This is a genomic window from Burkholderia sp. F1 (genome assembly GCF_050813845.1).
Classification (GTDB): domain Bacteria; phylum Pseudomonadota; class Gammaproteobacteria; order Burkholderiales; family Burkholderiaceae; genus Burkholderia; species Burkholderia ubonensis.
In genome coordinates this window covers 1,897,050-1,914,679 of the sequence record NZ_CP172422.1, presented here as the reverse complement: position 1 = coordinate 1,914,679, position 17,630 = coordinate 1,897,050, and the positions used below count along the sequence as shown (strand labels likewise).

Genomic DNA, 17,630 nt, shown 5'->3' with positions numbered 1-17,630 from the left:
CCGTCACGGCGAGTCCTGCTCCCCCAACGCCTGAATGAACCGCGAAAACAGCTCCGGTTGCGACGAAATCCCGAGTTTCGCGTACAGATGCCGCCGATGCACCTTCACGGTTTCCGGCGAAATCGCGAGCCGTTCGGCGATCGCCTTCGACGAATTGCCGCGCAGCACCATCCGGGCGATCGCCATTTCGCGCTCGGTCAGCCGATCCGCGCCGAACCGCGCGAGCGCCTGCTCGACGCGCGCGCCGAGATCGCCGTCGGGCGCCGCGCGCGCGGCGTCGCCGACCAGCCTCCAGTGCTGGCGGATCGTCGCGAGCACCCACGGCATTGCGGCCGTCAGCTTGCCGAGCGGCTCGACGTCGAAGCGGCTTGCCCCGCCAAGCGACAACGACAGCAGCAGGTCCGGCTGCGCCCGCACCAGAATCTGGATCTCGTCCTCCCCGACCGCATCGCGGAAATAACTCAGGAAATAGTCGCTCTGCCGGAACAGGTCGGGCGCCACTTCCTCGAGCCGATAGCACCCGTCGCCGAGCCCGTCGTGCGCGGCCTGCAGAAACGGATCGAGCAGATATAACCCGTTGAGGTAAAGCGGCACCGGCGACGGCTTGTCCGTCCCGCCGGTGTCATATTCGTCGAGCACGACCGGCACGCCGTCGCGGCCGATCGCGGTCGCGAGCGCGTTGTCGAACGGCGCCATCTCGTTGAGCAGCAGCACCAGGAAACGCCAGAAACGCGGCTGGCCGAGATGGTCGATCGCGCGGCCGAGCGCCTGGTGCATCGCGATTTCCGAAAAGAGACGATCCATACCACCACCGGAAGGGCGTAACACGAAGGGGGAATAGCAGTCCTGAAATTGTCTTCCTAGACTGCCACGCATCTGGTGGCCCCGAGTATGGGCGTTCAAAAAAACGCGGCACAGGAGAGCAAGATGGCGATGATGTCGGAATCGACGGACGCGATGCAGGCGTCGCCCGCAACCAGCGATGCGCCGCGCGCGCTCGCGCAGACGCTCAGCGTGCGCGACGCGGTGATGATCACCGTGTCGGGCGTGACGCCCGCGAGCTCGATCTTCGTGATCGCGCCGTTCGCGATCCAGCAGGCGGGCAGCGGCGCGGTGCTGTCGTTCCTGCTCGGCGGCGTGCTCGCGTTCGCCTTCGCGCTCTGCTATGCGGAGCTGAGCGCCGCGCATCGCAGCGCCGGCGGCGAATACGTGATGGCCAAGCGCGTGTTCGGCACGCTGCCCGGCTACCTGACCTTCATCGCGGTGCTGTCCGTCAGCGTGTTCATTCCGGCCGTGCTCGCGAGCGGCGCCGCGCCGTACCTGAACAACGCGCTCGGCACGCGCTTCGGCAACCAGTCGGTCGCGCTGACGATCGTGCTGCTCGGCTACGTGCTCGGCATGCTCAACATCAGGACCAACGCGTGGATCACAGGCGCGTTCCTGGTCGTCGAAATCGGCGTGCTGATGCTGATCGCGGGGCTCGGCTTCGGCGCGCCGCACCGCGGCGCCGAGGCGCTGATCCATCCGGTCGTCGCGAGCGGCGGCGCATTGGCGCCCGCCACGGCGGCCGCGATCGTGCCGGCGATCGGCACCGCGATCTTCTGCTACAACGGCTTCGGCTCGGCGGTGTTCCTCGCGGAAGACCTGCGCGGCGGCAACCGCAACGTCGCGAAGGCGGTCCTCTATTCGCTGATCGTGATCCTCGTCGTCGAGCTCGTGCCGCTGGCCGCGATCGTGCTGGGCGCGCCGTCGCTGACCGAACTGTCGAAGAGCGCCGATCCGATCGGCTATGTCGTGAGCGCGCTCAGCCACCCGGCCGTGTCGCGCGTCGTCAGCGGCGGCATCTTCCTGTCGGTGTTCAACGCGATCATCGCGATCGTGATCACGATGGGCCGCCTGCTGTACAGCAGCGGCCGTCACGCGCTCTGGTCGCAAAGCTGCAACCGCGCGTTTTCGGCGATCCATCCGCGCCTCGAGTCGCCGTGGCTCGCGACGCTCGCGCTCGCGGTGCCGTCGGCGGGCCTCGTGTTCGTGTCGAGCCTCGACGAGCTGACCGCGTTCACGGTCGACCTGCTGCTGCTCGTCTATCTCGTCGTTGGCCTCGCGGCGCTCGCGAGCCGCTTCGTGCGCCGCGACGTCGAGCATCACTACCGGATGCCGTTCTGGCCGGTGACGCCGCTCGTCGCGGTGGCGGGCGCCGCGTATACGCTCTATACGACACTGGCGACGTCGGCGAAGCCGACCGACCTGATCATCATCGCGGGGCTGTTCGTCGCCGCGCTCGCGATGTATGCGATGTGGGCGCGCCACAGCGACGCGTTCCGCGCACTCTGACTGACGATCGAACCAACCACGGGAGGAAGGGCAACATGCGCACGAGGGATCTCGGCATCCGCATCGGACTCGGCACGCCGGGCCGCTTCAATGCGATTACCGACGTCGTCGGCGTCCGGGTCGGGCACTGCACGCTGAACGCCGACGCCGGCGACGCGCCGGTCCGCACCGGCGTCACGATCATCGAGCCGCGCGCCGGCGCCGCGCACGACGCGCCGTGCTTTGCGGGCGTGCACGTGCTGAACGGCAACGGCGACGCCACGGGCCTCGAATGGATACGCGAAGCCGGCATGCTGACGACGCCGATCGCATACACCAACACGCACAGCGTCGGCGTCGTTCGCGACGCGCTCGTCGCGAACGAACGCACGTCTGCGCGCGACCGCGTGTACTGGTGCATGCCGGTCGTGATGGAAACCTACGACGGCCTGCTCAACGACATCTGGGGGCAGCACGTGACGGCGGCGCACGTGCAGCAGGCGCTCGCGGCCGCGCGCTCGGGGCCGGTCGCGGAAGGCGGCGTCGGCGGCGGCACGGGGATGATCTGCCACGAGTTCAAGGGCGGCATCGGCACCGCGTCGCGGGTGCTCGACGCGGCCGCGGGCGGCTGGACCGTCGGCGCGCTGGTGCAGGCGAACTACGGCTGCCGCGAGATGCTGCGCGTGGCCGGCTATCCGGTCGGCGAGGTGCTGCGGCACGTGCATTCGCCGTTCCGCGCGCCGGCCGCACGCGGCGAGGCGGGGATGGGGTCGATCGTCGTCACGCTCGCGACCGACGCACCGTTGCTGCCGCACCAGTGCGCGCGCCTCGCGCAGCGCGCGAGCGTGGGGCTCGCGCGTGCCGGCGGCGGCACCGAGGATTCGAGCGGCGATATCTTTCTCGCGTTCGCGACCGGCAATCACGGGCTGCCGGCCGCGAACTACGGACGCAAGGGCATGCCGACGACCGCCGTGCGGATGGTCAACAACGATCATATTTCCGCGCTGTTCGTCGCGGCGGCGGAGGCGGTCGAGGAGGCGATCGTGAATGCGCTCGTCGCGGGCGGCGATGTCGAAGCGAGCGGCGCGCGCGTCGAAGGGCTGGGCGGGGCGCGCTTGCTGGATGCGTTGCGCGAGGTCGGCTGGCGGCCGGGGCGGGGGCCGTAAGCGCGATGCGCGCCGGTTCAGGCGAAGCGGCGCGAACAGATGATGCAGGTGAGGCGGGGCGGCGATCCGGCGTTTCGGCGCACGCCCGCGCGCCGGCGAAGGGCGCTGCGGGCATGGCCGTCGCGACGCGGCGTCATGCTCAGCTGCCGAAGTAGATGTTGCAGAAGCTGACCGGGCCGACGCAGGCGTTCGGATCTTCCTTCTTCGATTGCGCGTGGTCGACGCGGCCGGCAGCCTGTACGGCTTCGGCGCGGTTCGCCTGTTGCTGGGCCTGTTCGGCCGGGGCCGGCTGAGCGTGCGCGACGGCGGCGGTGAGCGACAGGGCAACGAGGGCGAGATGCAGCGACTTCATTTCGATTTCTCCTGGGGGGTTACCAGTCTTGCTGGCTTGATCAAACTATAGGCTCGCACTGCCTAAAGATTAATCACCCGGCCAGGAGAGCTTATTTGCATTCCGAACAAGGATGGCGCGTCGCACGCGATCAACGGCGATGTCGGTTGAACGGCGCATCCTTGTCGAGCAGCGCGCTGCGCACGAAGTGCAGGCAGCCGACGATGCGCTGCATCCTGCGCCGTTCGTCGGGCACCGCATGCCACGCGACCAGCGCGTGCTGCGCCGCGCGGATCGCGAGGTTCACCGATTTCAGCGTGCGCGCGTGACGGGGTGGCGTCGGATCGTCGAAGAACGGCGGCAGCGTGTCGAGCACCGCGTCGATCGACGCGGTCCAGCGCAGCGCCTGCGGCGGTTTCGCCGCGGAGAACGCCTGCACTTCGTCGCGCAGGTCGATCACCGCGTGGCCGACTTCGAGCGTCGCGAGCATCCAGCGCAGCGCGTCGCGATGCTGGCGCGTGCGCCTGACGAGCAGCGTGCGCAGCTGCGCCATCAGGTCGTGCGTGCTCGACTGGAAGCGCTGTGCGAGGCCGGCGCTCGCGCCTTCGCACGCGAGCGTCACCTGGCGGCGCAGGTCGTGCGCGATGCGGCCGGTGAGCCACGGCATGTGCGTGGGGAACACGACCGCGAACACGATGGAGCACGCGAGCATCGCGACGACGAGCGCAATGCCGTTGTTGATCAGCACCTCGGGCGTGTACGCGATCACGTTGTCGGGGCCGGCGAGCAGGCAGAAGAACACCGCGAAGCCGATCCCGTAGCCGGACAGGCCCGGCCGCATCGCGAGGAACGCGCCGAAGCCGAGCACCGGCGCAAGCGCCGCGCACAGCAGCGGAAAGCCGTCGATGTTCGGATACACGTAGCACAGGAACAGGTAGCCGACGAGCGTCGCGAGCACCGCGCCCGCGCCCATCTGCGCGACGAACTTCGGCGCGCGCGGCGACGTCGAGCTGAGCGCGCACGCGATCGCGGCGCCGATGACCGCCAGCGCGCCGCTCGACCATTCAGACGCGATCCAGAAGCAGCTCATCGCGCCGACCGCGACCACCGTGCGCAGGAACGTGAAGCCGACGAAGAACGTATTGGTCTTCACCGCATAGTGGGTGACCGAGCGCTCGAACGCGTGATCGTCGTCGTCGAGCGACGCATAGGTGTCCGCGTAGCCGAGGAATTCGCCGACGAAGCGATACATCAGCTCGACGGCCGTATCGAAGTCGAGCAGGCCGCCCGCCGCGTGATCCTCGAGGTCGCGGCGCGACGCGCGCGCGGCCTTGGGCAGCGCGGTGTGGAGGCGGCGCAGCTCGAGCAACGCGCCGGTCGCGCGCGCCGGCCCGCGTTTCAGCTCGACATCGAGCGCGACGAGCCGCCGCGCGAGCGCGTCGAGGTGCGGCGCGAGCGCCGCGAGCACCGCGTCCGCGCGGCTCTCGCGCAGGCGCTTGAGCAGCTGGTGCAGCGCATGGAGCCGCGTGCATGCATTCATGAACTCGCTGTTGAGCCGCGCGAGCCGGCGGCTGCGAGCACGGATGTGCGGGTCCTCGAACGACGCGAACGCGCGGTTGGCCTCGAAGCCGACGATCTCGTCGACGAAATCGGCGAACTGGCGTTCGAACCCGCCGCGCTCGATGTCACCCGCAAGTGCGCCGGACGCGAACGCGACGAACTTCGCGTGACGCGCGCTCAGCGAGCGCATCAGCGCCTTCGCCGAGCTGAGCGGCAGGATCAGCGCGCTGACGACGCCGGAGCAGACGATGCCGAGCGCGACTTCGGCCGCGCGCGTCAGCGCGGACTGGAACAGCGTCTGCGGCGTCATCACCGAGGGCAGCCCGATCAGCGCGGCCGTGTAGCCGGCGAGCACGAAGCCGTACCAGCGGAAGTGGCGGTTGCGCACCGCGAGCGCGATGCAGCCGCCGACCCACAGCGTGATGCCGGCCATGTACAGCTCGGGCTGCTGCGCGAACAGCCCGCCGAGCGCCAGCGCGGCGACGAGGCCGGCCGCCGTGCCGAGCACCCGGTAGAAGCTTTTCGCGAACACCATGCCGGACAGCGGCTGCATCAGCACGAACACGGTCGTCATCGCGGTGCGCGGCTGCGACATCTCGAGCTGCATCGCGATGCCCATCGCGAGCAGCGCCGCGCACACGGTCTTGGCGAGGTGCAGCCAGATCAGCCCGTCGCTCGCGGCCCAGTCGCGCGCCGCCTTGCCGAGCGGATCGAGCCAGCGTCCCGCTCGTTGGAATCCGGCGGCAGGGGGCTCGATCGCAGGTTGTGGCTTCATGACAAGAGAGGGCGCGCACCGTGCCGGGCGGCGTGCCGCGGCTCGGCCGAACGCGCCTGTTCGACTGGTGAGGCGCCGATTGTAGGAGCGCGGCGCGCGCACATTAACGCAGCGCCGGGGAAACGATAGTTGCAGGCGGCGTAACAATGCATCGCATTCCGTGGAGGAAAATAGCGGTTCCGACACAGGTGGTTCACAGGAATGGATACGCTTCAAAACATGCGGGTGTTTACGCGCGTCGTCGAGACGGGCAGCTTCACCGCCGCCGCGCAATCGCTGAATTCGACGACGGGCGCGATGTCGCGCGCGGTGTCGGAGCTCGAGGCGCGGCTGCGCACCCGCCTGATGAACCGCTCGACGCGCCGCCTCGCGCTGACGTCCGCCGGCGAAAGCTATCTGCGGCGCTGCCGGCAGATCCTCGCCGACGTCGATCGCGCGGAAGAGGAAGCGAGCTGCGCGCACGAGCGGCCGGCCGGCGTGCTGCGCATGCACAGCTTCGCAAGCGTCGGCCATCACTACGTGATGCCTGCGCTGACGCGCTATCACGCGCAATATCCGGACGTGTCGATCGAGCTGTCGCTGTCGCAGCGGATGCCCGACCTGTTCGACGGCACCAGCGACATGGCGGTCGTGACCGCGTCGTCGCTGCCCGATTCGGAGCTCGTGTCGCATTTGCTCGGCTCGACGTTCAGCATCCTGTGCGCGTCGCCGGACTACGTGCGCCAGCATGGCGCGCCGACGCGTCCGCAGGAGCTTGGCGCGCACCAGTGCCTGACGCTGTGCACGCCCGCGTTCCCGACGCACGAATGGCTGCTCGAAGGGCCGGGCGGCGTCGAACAGATCCACGTGACGGGGCCGGTGCAGACCAACACGGCCGAATCGCTCGCGCTCGCGATCCGCGACGGCATCGGCATCGGGATGCTGCCGGTGTATTCGTCGATCGACGCGCTGCGCGAGGGCACGCTCGTGCGCGTGCTGCCGGACCATATCCTGCAGAAGATGAACGTCTATGCGCTGTATCCGTCACGCCGGTTCGTCGACGCGAAAGTGCGGACCTGGGTCGAGCTGCTGCGCGCCCAGGTACCGGACATGATCGCGCACGACGTCGAAATGCTGGCGGCGCTCGGCCGGGAGCAGCAGGCCGCGTAATCAGCGGCGTTGCGCTGCATGCGCGCGCGTCAGGCGCGCGCTTTGGCGATTTCCATCGTTCGGGCACATTGCCCCGCATGCGCACTGCGGCGCTTGCGGGGCGACGTGCGTGATGCTTACAGCGCCGGCTTCGCGACCGCGCCCGATTCCGCGCCCGCCGCGCCGGCCGGACCGTATGCGGCTGCGCCGGCCTTGCGTTCGGCGAGGCGCTTGGCGGCAAGACGCTCCTGCGCGGCCATGATGTCGTCCGGATAGTTGCCGGCGTCGCCGAGCGACGGGTTGTAGCCGACGGATTCAAGGTCGTACAGCTCCTGCAGCACCTGCGCGCGCGTGACGGGCGACTTCGCCGACTGGGCGAACGACAGGGTGGGCGCGGCAAGCAGGACGGCTGCGGCGGCTGCGGTGACGACGAGCGATTTCACGATTTCCTCCAGGATGTTCGATGCGGTCCGGCAATTAGCGAGTGGTCCGAACCGTTGACTGAAGTCTACGCAGCGCTCATGCGCGTAAAAACCCCGATTCCAGGCAGGCTGCCTTCCAGAACGAGCAACATTGCGGGCGCGCACCGCACACCGTTCTGCATGCCGAAAAAGAAAAACCCGCCTTCGCAGGCGGGTTTCGCGTGTCGCGACTGCGCTCAGAAGCGCGTGCGCATGCCGATCGTGCCGACGATCTGGTTCGACGTGCTCGACGCGCCGCCCGACCCGTTGATGAACGCCTGGTAGCCGCGGCCGGACGCATGCTGGTACATCGCTTCCGCGTATACGTCGGTGCGGCGCGACAGCTTGTAGACGGCCTGCAGGTCGACCTGGTGCCACTTCGGGTCGGTGCCGTGCTTGCTGTCCGGGTTCGACACGCTGGCATCCGTGTACACGTACGCCGCGCCGAGGCTGAACGCCGGCGTCACCGCGTAGCGCACGTTCACGTCGTAGTTGTTGAACGCGATCTGGCCGGTCGAGCCGAACGAGCCGGTGTTGTCGTATTGCGAGCGCGTGTACACGAAGCCGACGGTGGCCGGGCCGAACGCGTAGTTGATGCCGCCGCCATACGAGCGCATGCGGTCCGAGCCGATCGACCAGCCGCCCTGGTTCAGGCTCTTCGCTTCGGCGACGTCGGTCGCGCCGGGGCTCGCGCTCGTCGAACCCTTCGTGCCGTTCATCTGCAGGTACGCGCCCGCGAGCTTCAGCGGGCCGTTGGTGTAGCTCGCCGCGACGCTGTACGCGCGGTTCGCGCCGAAGTTCGTCGCGTTCGAGAACGCGTACATCGCGCCGACCTTGAAGCCCGCGTACGTGTCGCTCGTGTACTTGACCGCATTGTTGATGCGCAGCGAGTGGTTCAGGTTGTCGTTGTCGAACGGATGCGCGAAGCTCGCGTCGCCGAAGTCGCCCGAGGTGGCCGACAGCGGCGCGACGAAGTCGACCATCGTGTCGTACTGGCGGCCGAGCGTCAGCGTGCCGTAGCCGCTTTCGCTGAGGCCGATGTAGGCGTGGCGGCCGAACAGCTTGCCGTCCTGGCCGAGCGAGCCGTTGTTGACGTTGAAGCCGTTCTCGAGCACGAACAGCGCCTTCAGGCCGCCGCCGAGATCCTCGGTGCCGCGCAGGCCGAAGCGGCTGCCGTTGACGGTGCCGCTGTTCATGCGCCACATCGACGCGCCGCCGGCGTTGTTGGTGTAGACGATGCCGGCATCGATCAGGCCGTACAGCGTGACCGAGCTCTGTGCGTGCGCGAGCGGGGCGAACAGGGCGGCGGCGGCTGCGCCGGCGAGAAGGGTTTTTTTCACGTAAAGGCTCCTGCGTGTGGGACTGCGGACAAAAAGTTCGGCGCAAGTATAGGGACGCGGACGCGGAGATTTCGGCGGTCCGGCGCGACAGCTCCGTTGCAGATCCAGCAAGAGTGCTTCACAAAACTGCCATGTATCGTCACGCCTGCCGACAGGCTGGCCGTGTGCGCGCGGTGGCATGCGCGCGGCCCGTTGCGTGCGCCGCCGGGTTGTCGCGCGCTTGCAACACGCGCATTCGGCCGGACGGCGGTTGATTGGCACGGCGCTCGCGCGGAGAATGGGCGTCCACGACCTCGATCGGGAGACTGAAGATGACCACGCCCAGCCGCCGTCCCTCCGTCAGTTCCGCCGTGTTCTATCGCGATCCGTGGGCCGCGCTCGACTGGCTCGAGCGGGCGTTCGGCTTCGCGCGCAGCGTCGTCATCAGCACGCCGGACGGCAAGCTCGCGCATGCCGAGCTGACGTGCGCCGGCGGCACGCTGATGATCGGCGGCGAATGGGCCGGGTTCGTCGCGAGCCCGCTGGACGTCGGCGGCAGGAACACGCAGTGCGTGCATGTGCAGCTGGCCGACGGCATCGATGCGCATTGCGAACGCGCGAGGCAGGCCGGCGCGGTGATCCTGCAGGAGCCGGCCGACCAGTTCTGGGGCGACCGCACCTATCGCGCGCGCGATCCCGAGCAGCACGTGTGGACGTTCGGGCAGCAGGTGCGCGCGGTGTCGGCGGACGAGGCCGCCGCCGCGACCGGGCTGACGATCGAAGGCTGGTCGTGACGGGCGGCGCCGACGCGCACCCGGTCGTTCCTTTCCATTCACGCGTCCGTCGCGCGCGCCGCGCGGCCGCTTCTTTTTGCCAGGACCCGGCATGAACCTGTTCAACGTACGTCTGCGCGGCCGCGACGGCCTGTTCACGATCGGCATCGACGCGGGCCGGATCGCCCGCATCGACGCCCAGCCGGCGGCGGTCACGCCCGGGAGCGGCGCCGACATCGACGCGGGCGGACGGCTCGCGATCCCGCCGCTCGTCGAGCCGCACATCCATCTCGACGCGGTGCTCACCGCGGGCGAACCCGCGTGGAACATGAGCGGCACGCTGTTCGAAGGCATCGAGCGCTGGGCCGAGCGCAAGGCGACGATCACGCACGAGGACACGAAGGCGCGCGCGCACACGGCGATCGGCATGCTGCGCGATCACGGCATCCAGCACGTGCGCACCCACGTCGACGTGACCGATCCGTCGCTCGCCGCGCTGAAGGCGATGCTCGAAGTGAAGGACGAGGCGCGCGGGCTGATCGACCTGCAGATCGTCGCGTTCCCGCAGGAAGGGATCGAGTCGTTCGACGGCGGCCGCGCGCTGATGGAGCAGGCGATCGAGATGGGCGCTGACGTCGTCGGCGGCATTCCGCACTTCGAGAACACGCGCGAGCAGGGCGTCAGCTCGATCCGCTTCCTGATGGACCTGGCCGAACGCACCGGCTGCCTCGTCGACGTGCATTGTGACGAAACCGACGATCCGCATTCGCGCTTTCTCGAAGTGCTCGCCGAGGAGGCGCGCGTGCGCGGGATGGGCGCGCGGGTCACGGCGAGCCATACCACCGCGATGGGTTCGTACGACAACGCGTACTGCTCGAAGTTGTTCCGCCTGCTCAAGCGCGCGGGGCTCAACTTCATCTCGTGCCCGACCGAGAGCATCCATCTGCAGGGGCGCTTCGACACGTTCCCGAAGCGGCGCGGCGTCACGCGCGTCGCGGAGCTCAACCGCGCGGGCATCAACGTGTGCTTCGGGCAGGACTCGATCAAGGACCCGTGGTATCCGCTCGGCAACGGCAACATCCTGCGCGTGCTCGATGCGGGGCTGCACATCTGCCACATGATGGGCTACCAGGACCTGCAGCGCTGCCTGGACTTCGTGACCGGCCACAGCGCGACGACGCTGCAGCTCGGCGAACGGTACGGACTCGAAGTCGGCCGGCCGGCGAACCTCGTCGTGCTCGACGCGGACAGCGACTACGACGCGCTGCGCCGGCAGGCGAAGGCGGCGCTGTCGATCCGGGGCGGGCGGGTGATCATGCGGCGCGAGCCGGAGCGGATCGACTATCCGGGGTGAAGCGGGGATGCCCCGCGCCGCGCGTAGATATGGCAAGTATTCAAAAAATGCATGAGTCGATTAGAAAAATACGTTTGTCTCATGAACGCGGCCAACCTAGGATGCGGGCTGACAACGGCATGTGCGACGCATGCCGTTCCCCCGATTCCAGCCAGCCGATCCGATGCGCGCCGACATCCCGCCCGTTCCCTCGTCCTCGTTGCCGCCGAGCGGCGCTTCCTTTACCCGATTCACCCGGCTCGCCGCGGTCGCGGTGCTGACCGGCGTCGGCGCGGGCCTCGGCGGCATGCTGCTCGCGCTGCTGCTGCATGCGATCCAGCATCTCGCCTACGGCTACAGCACCGCGCGGGTGATCAGCGATGAGAGCTTCCTGGCGGGCGTGACCGCCGCCGCGCCGCTGCGACGGCTCGTCGTGCTGGGCGGCTGCGGGCTCGTCGCGGGCGCCGGCTGGTGGGCGCTGTACCGCTACGGCCGGCCGCTCGTCAGCATCCGGCGGGCGGTTCGCGCCGACGATCCGCGGATGCCGGCCGTCAGCACGACGATCCATGCGCTGCTGCAGATCGTCACCGTCGCGCTCGGCTCGCCGCTCGGCCGCGAGGTCGCGCCGCGCGAGATCGGCGCGCTGCTCGCCGGCCGGCTCGCGCATCGCGCGGGGCTGACGCCCGCCGACTGCCGGCTGATGGTCGCGTGCGGCGCGGGCGCGGGGCTCGCCGCCGTCTACAACGTGCCGCTCGGCGGCGCGGTGTTCGTGCTCGAAGTCCTGCTCGGCACGTTCGAGCTGCGCGCGCTCGTGCCGGCGGTCGTGACGTCCGCGATCGCGGCCGCGCTCGCGTGGCTCGGCCTCGGCAACGAGCACCAGTACAGCGTGCCGCCGTTCGTGCTGAGCGCGTCGCTCGTCGCGTGGTCGGTCGTGTGCGGGCCGGTGTTCGGCTTCGCCGCGTACGGCTTCGTGCGGCTCACGGGCCGGGCGCGCGCGGCCGCGCCGAGGGACTGGCGGCTGCCGCTCCTGGCGCTCGTCAACTTCGCGGCGATCGGCTGGCTCGCGATGCGGTTTCCGCAACTGCTCGGCAACGGCAAGGGGCCCGCGTCGCTGAGCTTCGACGGCGCGCTGACGGTCGGGATTGCCGCGACGCTGCTCGCACTGAAGGTGTTGATCACCGCAAGCAGCCTGCGCGCGGGCGCGGAAGGCGGCCTGCTGACGCCGGGCCTCGCGAACGGCGCGTTGCTCGGCATCGTGCTGGGCGGACTCTGGAGCGCAGTCTGGCCGGGGGCCTCGGCCGGCGCGTGCGCGCTGGTCGGCGCGACCGCGTTTCTCGCGGCGTCGATGCAGATGCCGATCACCGCGGTCGTGCTGCTGCTCGAGTTCACGCGCGCGAGCCACGACAGCCTCGTGCCGATGCTGTTCGCGGTAGCCGGGTCGCTCGTCGCGTACCGGTATGCCGAGCGGCTGGCCGGGCGCCGTGCCGCCGCGCAACGCGGGACGGCGCAGGAACTGGCGGTCGCGGTTCGCCAGTCCTGACGCTTCCACAGGCTGCATCGAAGCATCATCCGAACGGAGTCCGGGAGACCGGACGCCACCTCCCGTTTCCCACGCATTCCGGCGGTTCGAAGCGCGAACTTCGGTTCTGTGCAAGAATCCGCGCGGCCCGCGCCTCTCCAACAACCACACCCGCGCGGCCGTTCATATCAGGAAACGAGGAGCTCAAGTTGATTCAGCGCATTTCCCGCTTTTTCACGCAGGTGGTCCACCGCGTGCTGCCCGACCCGTTGATCTTCGCGATCCTGCTGACGATCGCGACCTTCGCGCTCGCATTCGGCCTCACGCCGAATTCCCCGGCGCAACTGACGACGATGTGGGGCTCCGGCTTCTGGAACCTGCTCGCGTTCTCGATGCAGATGGTGATGATTCTCGTGACCGGCCACGCGCTCGCGAGCTCGCCGCCCGTCAAGCGCGCGCTGGTTGCGCTGGCCAGCGCCGCGCGCACGCCCGGACAGGGCGTGATGCTGGTCGCGTTCGTCGCCGCGCTCGCCTGCGCGATCAACTGGGGCTTCGGCCTCGTGCTCGGCGCGATGCTCGCGCGCGAGGTCGCGCGGCGCGTGGCCGGCAGCGACTACCGGCTGCTCGTCGCGTCCGCGTACATGGGCTTCCTGAGCTGGCACGGCGGGCTGTCCGGTTCGATTCCGCTTGTCGCCGCGACGAAGGGCAACCCGATGGAGAAGACCATCGGCCTGATCCCGGTGTCGCAGACGCTCTTCACCGGCTACAACGCGTTCGTGACGATCGGCCTGATCGTGATGCTGCCGTTTCTCGCGCGGCTGATGATGCCGAAGCCGGAGGACGTCGTCAGCGTCGATCCGGCGCTGCTCGCGGAGCCGCCGAGCGTCGAGCGCAAGCTCGGGCCGGACGCGACGCTTGCCGAGCGGCTGGAGGAAAGCCGCCTGCTGGCCGTGCTCGTCGCGGCGCTGTGCGCGGTGTTCCTCGTGCTGCGCTTCGTGCAGAAGGGCTTCGCGCTCGACATCGACACCGTGAACCTTGCGTTCCTCGCGGCCGGCATCCTGCTGCACCGCACGCCGATGGCCTATGCGCGCGCGGTCGCGGGCGCGGCGCGGGGTGCGTCGGGGATCATGATCCAGTTCCCGTTCTACGCGGGCATCCAGGCGCTGATGGACCATTCGGGGCTCGCGGGCGTGATCACGAAGTGGTTCGTCGACGTCGCGAACGTCCACACGTTCCCGCTGCTCGCGTTCCTGAGCTCCGCGGTGATCAATTTCGCGGTGCCGTCGGGCGGCGGCCACTGGGTCGTGCAGGGGCCGTTCGTGATGCCGGCCGCGCAGGCGCTCGGCGCCGATCTCGGCAAGGCCGCGATGGCGATCGCGTACGGCGAGGCGTGGACCAACATGGCCCAGCCGTTCTGGGCGCTGCCCGCGCTCGCGATCGCGGGGCTCGGCGTGCGCGACATCATGGGCTACTGCGTGACCACGCTGCTGTTTTCCGGCGCGGTGTTCGTCGCGGGCATGTATCTGTTCTGAACGGCTGCTCAGCGCGCCGGCTCGTCGGTCAGCGTGTGCAGGAACGCTTCGATATCCTGGATATCCTGCGCCGACATCGCGGGCGCATCGCCCGGCTTGCGGTCGAACGGCGCATCGGTCACGTCGAGGTTGGCGCGATACGGCGCGGGCAGGTCGTCGTACGCGTCGACCTTGCCGTCCGGCCCGCGCGGATAGAACTTCTCCGGCGCGAGATTGCGCTCGTTGTAGAACGCCATCACCTGGTCGAGCGAGTGGAACACGCCGTTGTGGAAGAACACGTGGCGGGTCGCCGCGTTGCGCAGCGTCGGCGTGAGGAACATGCCGCAGTACTGCGTCTGGTCCTTCAGGTCGTCGCGGAACGGCCCGCACAGCCCGAGGTCGTGGAACGCCGGATCGCGGTTCTGCGCGAGCAGGCGGTTGCGCGGCGCACCGAGCGCCTCGTACTGGAAATCGGTGAACATCGGCGGCGCGCCGTCGGCGCCCGGCTTCGACAGGTGGCAGCCCGCGCAATTCGCCTTCGCGGGATCGTTGAAGAGCCGCAGCCCGCGCAGTTCCGCCTGCGTGAGGCGCGCGCGGCCTTCCAGCCAGCGGTCGTACTTGCTGTCGTACGGGTGGAACGACGGGTCCTCGACCTGATAGCGCGCGATCGCGAACATCGCTTCGGACACCGCGAGTTGCGCGCTGTCGAACACGCGCGGCCCGAACAACTGCATGAACTGCGTGCGGTGCGGCGACTGCGCGAGCTTGCGCGCGACGTCGTCGACGCTCGGGTTCGCCATCTCGACCGGATTCAGCAGCGGGCCGAACGCCTGCTGCTGCAGCGTGTCCGCGCGGCCGTCCCAGAACATCCCGCCTTGCGGCACGAGCTGCGGCGCGGCCGCGGCGCCGGCCACCTTCTGCGCCTTCACGACGCAGGCCGCCGACGCGGCCTGCTGCGCGACGCTCGCCGCGTCGTCGTTCTCGCCGGTATCGGGGCCGATGCTGAAGTTGGGCTGCCGGTACAGGTACATCAGCGACGGCGGCGGCCGGTAGCCGTGCAGCGTCATCGCGATGCCGCCGGGCTGCACCTCGAGCGCGTTCGGCGGGCCGTACGCGTGATCGGGGCTGTGGCACGACGCGCACGACTGCTTGCCCGATGCCGACAGCGCCGGATCGAGGAACAGCGCGCGCCCGAGCTGCGCGACCGCGGAGAGGGACGCGGCGGCGGGGCGCTGGAGCACGATCGGGTGCGGGTTCGCGCCGGTCCAGTCCGCGACGACGCTGGCGATCGCCGCCGGCGTATGCGCGGGAAACGCGATGGCGAACGCGGCATAGCCGATTGCGCCCGCACCGAGCGTGAGCGCCACGCGGCGCAGGAGACGGGACGGGCGGCGCGGCAGGGCGGTGTCGGGCGCGCCGGGCGGCGGAAACGCGGGACGGGCGGTCATGCGGTCGAAGGCGAAGTCGGGCGCGGCGAATGCGGCGGATGCGGCGGATGCGGCGCGTTGAAATGGAAGCGGCCGGCGCATCGCGCGCCGGCCGCACGGATGACGTCGACGCTCAGATCGACGGCGCCGAGCCGAGCGCGGTGCCGAGCGTCGGGTCGAGATACAGCGGCGTCGTGTTCGGCTTCGACGCGAAGTCGAACAGGCCGCGCAGGTCGCCCGCCGACGCGTCGAACGAGCCGCCGCCGATGCGCTGGCCGCCGAGCCAGTTGTCCTCGATGAAGCGGACCACCGACGCCTGGTCGATCATCGTGTGGTCGACGTAGTTCTGCTTCGCGTACGGCGAGATCACGACGAGCGGAATCCGTACGCCCGGGCCGCAGCGGCCGTTGACCGGCTGGCCGTTCACGCCGGCGCCTTGCGTGCCCGTGCCGCACTTGCCGTTGCCGTTCAGCTGGTCGACCGCGTTGAACGACGCATGGGTCGGGCTCGCATAGACGTGGTCGTACCAGCCGTCCGAGTCGTCATAGGTGACGATCACCGCGGTGTTCTGCCAGTCGGGCTGCTGCTGCAGGAAGTTGACGACCTTCGTCACGAATGCCTGCTCGTCGAGCGGATCGGAATAGCCCGCATGCGCGTCCTGCGCCGCCGGCGCCTTCAGGAAGCTGACCGACGGGAAGTTGCCGGCCTTCACCGCGGCGAAGAAGTCGTCCGAGTCGTACTGGTGGTTCGCCGGCTCGGCCGTCTTGCCGTCGGTCTGGACGCTCGAGCCGATTGCGGCGAGCGAGCTCGGCCGCGTGTGCTGCGGGTTCGCGGTCGAGGCGTAGTACTGGAACCAGTTGTGGTGCGGGATGTAGTCGGCCGTCGCGGCGTTCACGGCGGTCGCGACCGTGCTGCGGGTGCAGCCCGTCGTGCCGTTGCCGTTCACCGTCGACAGGTTGAAGCCGCCCATGAAGCCGCCCCACGTGATGTTCGCGCCATTCAGCAGGTCGCCGATGTTCTTGCCGGCCATCATCGCCTGGTCGGTCGTGCTCGAGCAGACGTCGAAGCCCGGATCGACGTCGTTGATCATCGTGAAGCCGCCCTGGCCGTCGTTGACGTAATACGAGGTCGCGGCGAGCGTCGACGGCTGCTTCGACGTCTTGACGATCTGCATGCCGTTGGTCTGGCCGGAGATCACGTTCAGCGCGCCCGGCGTCGACGGGCCGTACACGGTCGTATACATGTTGTCGCTCATCGCGAAGCGCTGCGCGTAGTTCCACAGCGCGGTCACGGTGTTGCCGTCGAAGTAGCCCATCACCTGGCCTTTCGTGCCGAACGCCCCGGCGCCGCCGGACAAGCCCTTGCCCGTGTATTTCGGGAACAGGTCGGCAAGGCCGTTGTCCTCGGCCTGTTGCTCGGCGGTGTACGCGTGGTTCTGGTCGGCGGTCGCGGCCTGCGTGCGATCGAGGCGGAACGGGTTCGCGGCGTCGGCGCCGTTCGCGGGGTTCGTGAAGTTCGGGTTCGCGCTCAGCAGCGTGCCGGTCAGGCCGTTGACGGCGGGCGTGCTGGCGGCCGCGGTGAACGCCGGCTCGCCCTGCGGGTTCGTTGCGTTCGGATAGGTGCCGAAATAGTGGTCGAACGACACGTTTTCGCCGTAGATCACGACGAGGTGCTTGATCGGCGTGGCGGTCTGCAGCGCATCTTGCGACGACACCGAAGCCGTGGCCGGCGTCGAATCGTCGCTGCCGCCGCAGGCGAACAGTGCCAGGGCGGCGCCTGCGCAGGCGGTGACGAGCAAGGCTTGACGGAACATCTGCGGGAACTCCATGCGGGCGGGTCAGGGAACGCGGCGCGGCATGCCGGGTGACGGCTACGGCAGCGGGCCGGCGACTGGCACGCGCATTGAAGCAGTTCAGTATGAAGATATGGAGGCCGGGCGCTTTCGGCGGCGTTACGCGCGAATATCGAGTGTCTTACTGCGCAGCGAGGCGAACGGAGAAGCGGTGCGCGCCGG

General features: G+C 69.2%; 14 protein-coding genes. 7 read left to right on the top strand and 7 right to left on the bottom strand.

Going from position 1 to position 17,630, the window contains the following annotated elements:
- Positions 1 to 3: 3 nt before the first annotated feature.
- Entirely contained in the window at positions 4 to 804 is an 801-nt protein-coding gene (locus tag ACFIMZ_RS27560; RefSeq protein ID WP_431822640.1) for a helix-turn-helix transcriptional regulator, read from the bottom strand.
- Positions 805 to 927: 123 nt separating this feature from the next.
- Here ACFIMZ_RS27560 and ACFIMZ_RS27555 point away from each other — a divergent pair, with 123 nt between their 5' ends.
- The gene (locus ACFIMZ_RS27555) at positions 928 to 2,334 is read left to right on the top strand and encodes an APC family permease (RefSeq protein ID WP_431822639.1); all 1,407 of its coding nucleotides are present in this window, start codon (positions 928 to 930) and stop codon (positions 2,332 to 2,334) included.
- 35 nt (positions 2,335 to 2,369) lie between these two features.
- Positions 2,370 to 3,479, top strand: coding sequence for a P1 family peptidase (locus ACFIMZ_RS27550; RefSeq protein ID WP_431822638.1), 1,110 nt, complete (start codon positions 2,370 to 2,372; stop codon positions 3,477 to 3,479).
- A gap of 139 nt (positions 3,480 to 3,618) precedes the next feature.
- Here ACFIMZ_RS27550 and ACFIMZ_RS27545 read toward each other — a convergent pair whose 3' ends face one another.
- Both ACFIMZ_RS27545 and ACFIMZ_RS27540 read right to left on the bottom strand, forming a co-directional pair.
- Positions 3,619 to 3,831, bottom strand: coding sequence for a hypothetical protein (locus ACFIMZ_RS27545; RefSeq protein WP_431822637.1), 213 nt, complete (start codon positions 3,829 to 3,831; stop codon positions 3,619 to 3,621).
- Between the two features lie 130 nt (positions 3,832 to 3,961).
- A complete protein-coding gene (locus tag ACFIMZ_RS27540; RefSeq protein ID WP_431822636.1) occupies positions 3,962 to 6,145 on the bottom strand; it encodes an FUSC family protein in 2,184 nt (727 codons plus the stop codon).
- Positions 6,146 to 6,346: 201 nt separating this feature from the next.
- Between ACFIMZ_RS27540 and ACFIMZ_RS27535 the strand changes: the two genes are divergently transcribed.
- Positions 6,347 to 7,294, top strand: coding sequence for a LysR family transcriptional regulator (locus ACFIMZ_RS27535; protein ID WP_431822635.1), 948 nt, complete (start codon positions 6,347 to 6,349; stop codon positions 7,292 to 7,294).
- A 116-nt stretch (positions 7,295 to 7,410) separates the two neighbouring features.
- Here the strand turns inward: ACFIMZ_RS27535 and ACFIMZ_RS27530 are convergent, their stop codons facing one another.
- A complete protein-coding gene (locus tag ACFIMZ_RS27530) occupies positions 7,411 to 7,716 on the bottom strand; it encodes a DUF4148 domain-containing protein (protein WP_431822634.1) in 306 nt (101 codons plus the stop codon).
- A gap of 215 nt (positions 7,717 to 7,931) precedes the next feature.
- Positions 7,932 to 9,074, bottom strand: a complete 1,143-nt coding sequence (locus ACFIMZ_RS27525) for a porin (RefSeq protein WP_431822633.1) — start codon at positions 9,072 to 9,074, stop codon at positions 7,932 to 7,934.
- Positions 9,075 to 9,385: 311 nt separating this feature from the next.
- Here ACFIMZ_RS27525 and ACFIMZ_RS27520 point away from each other — a divergent pair, with 311 nt between their 5' ends.
- The 4 genes from ACFIMZ_RS27520 to ACFIMZ_RS27505 all read left to right on the top strand — a co-directional run bounded on the left by ACFIMZ_RS27520 (position 9,386) and on the right by ACFIMZ_RS27505 (position 14,210).
- On the top strand, positions 9,386 to 9,847 hold the full coding sequence (locus tag ACFIMZ_RS27520; RefSeq protein ID WP_431822632.1) for a VOC family protein: 462 nt from the start codon (positions 9,386 to 9,388) through the stop codon (positions 9,845 to 9,847).
- Between the two features lie 91 nt (positions 9,848 to 9,938).
- Positions 9,939 to 11,180, top strand: a complete 1,242-nt coding sequence (codA, locus tag ACFIMZ_RS27515; protein ID WP_431822631.1) for a cytosine deaminase — start codon at positions 9,939 to 9,941, stop codon at positions 11,178 to 11,180.
- A 163-nt stretch (positions 11,181 to 11,343) separates the two neighbouring features.
- The gene (locus ACFIMZ_RS27510) at positions 11,344 to 12,699 is read left to right on the top strand and encodes a chloride channel protein (protein ID WP_431825377.1); all 1,356 of its coding nucleotides are present in this window, start codon (positions 11,344 to 11,346) and stop codon (positions 12,697 to 12,699) included.
- 188 nt (positions 12,700 to 12,887) lie between these two features.
- A complete protein-coding gene (locus ACFIMZ_RS27505) occupies positions 12,888 to 14,210 on the top strand; it encodes a TIGR00366 family protein (RefSeq protein WP_084908631.1) in 1,323 nt (440 codons plus the stop codon).
- A gap of 8 nt (positions 14,211 to 14,218) precedes the next feature.
- Here the strand turns inward: ACFIMZ_RS27505 and ACFIMZ_RS27500 are convergent, their stop codons facing one another.
- Both ACFIMZ_RS27500 and ACFIMZ_RS27495 read right to left on the bottom strand, forming a co-directional pair.
- Entirely contained in the window at positions 14,219 to 15,637 is a 1,419-nt protein-coding gene (locus ACFIMZ_RS27500; RefSeq protein WP_431822630.1) for a cytochrome-c peroxidase, read from the bottom strand.
- 112 nt (positions 15,638 to 15,749) lie between these two features.
- A complete protein-coding gene (locus ACFIMZ_RS27495) occupies positions 15,750 to 17,429 on the bottom strand; it encodes a phospholipase C (protein WP_431822629.1) in 1,680 nt (559 codons plus the stop codon).
- Positions 17,430 to 17,630: the final 201 nt, after the last annotated feature.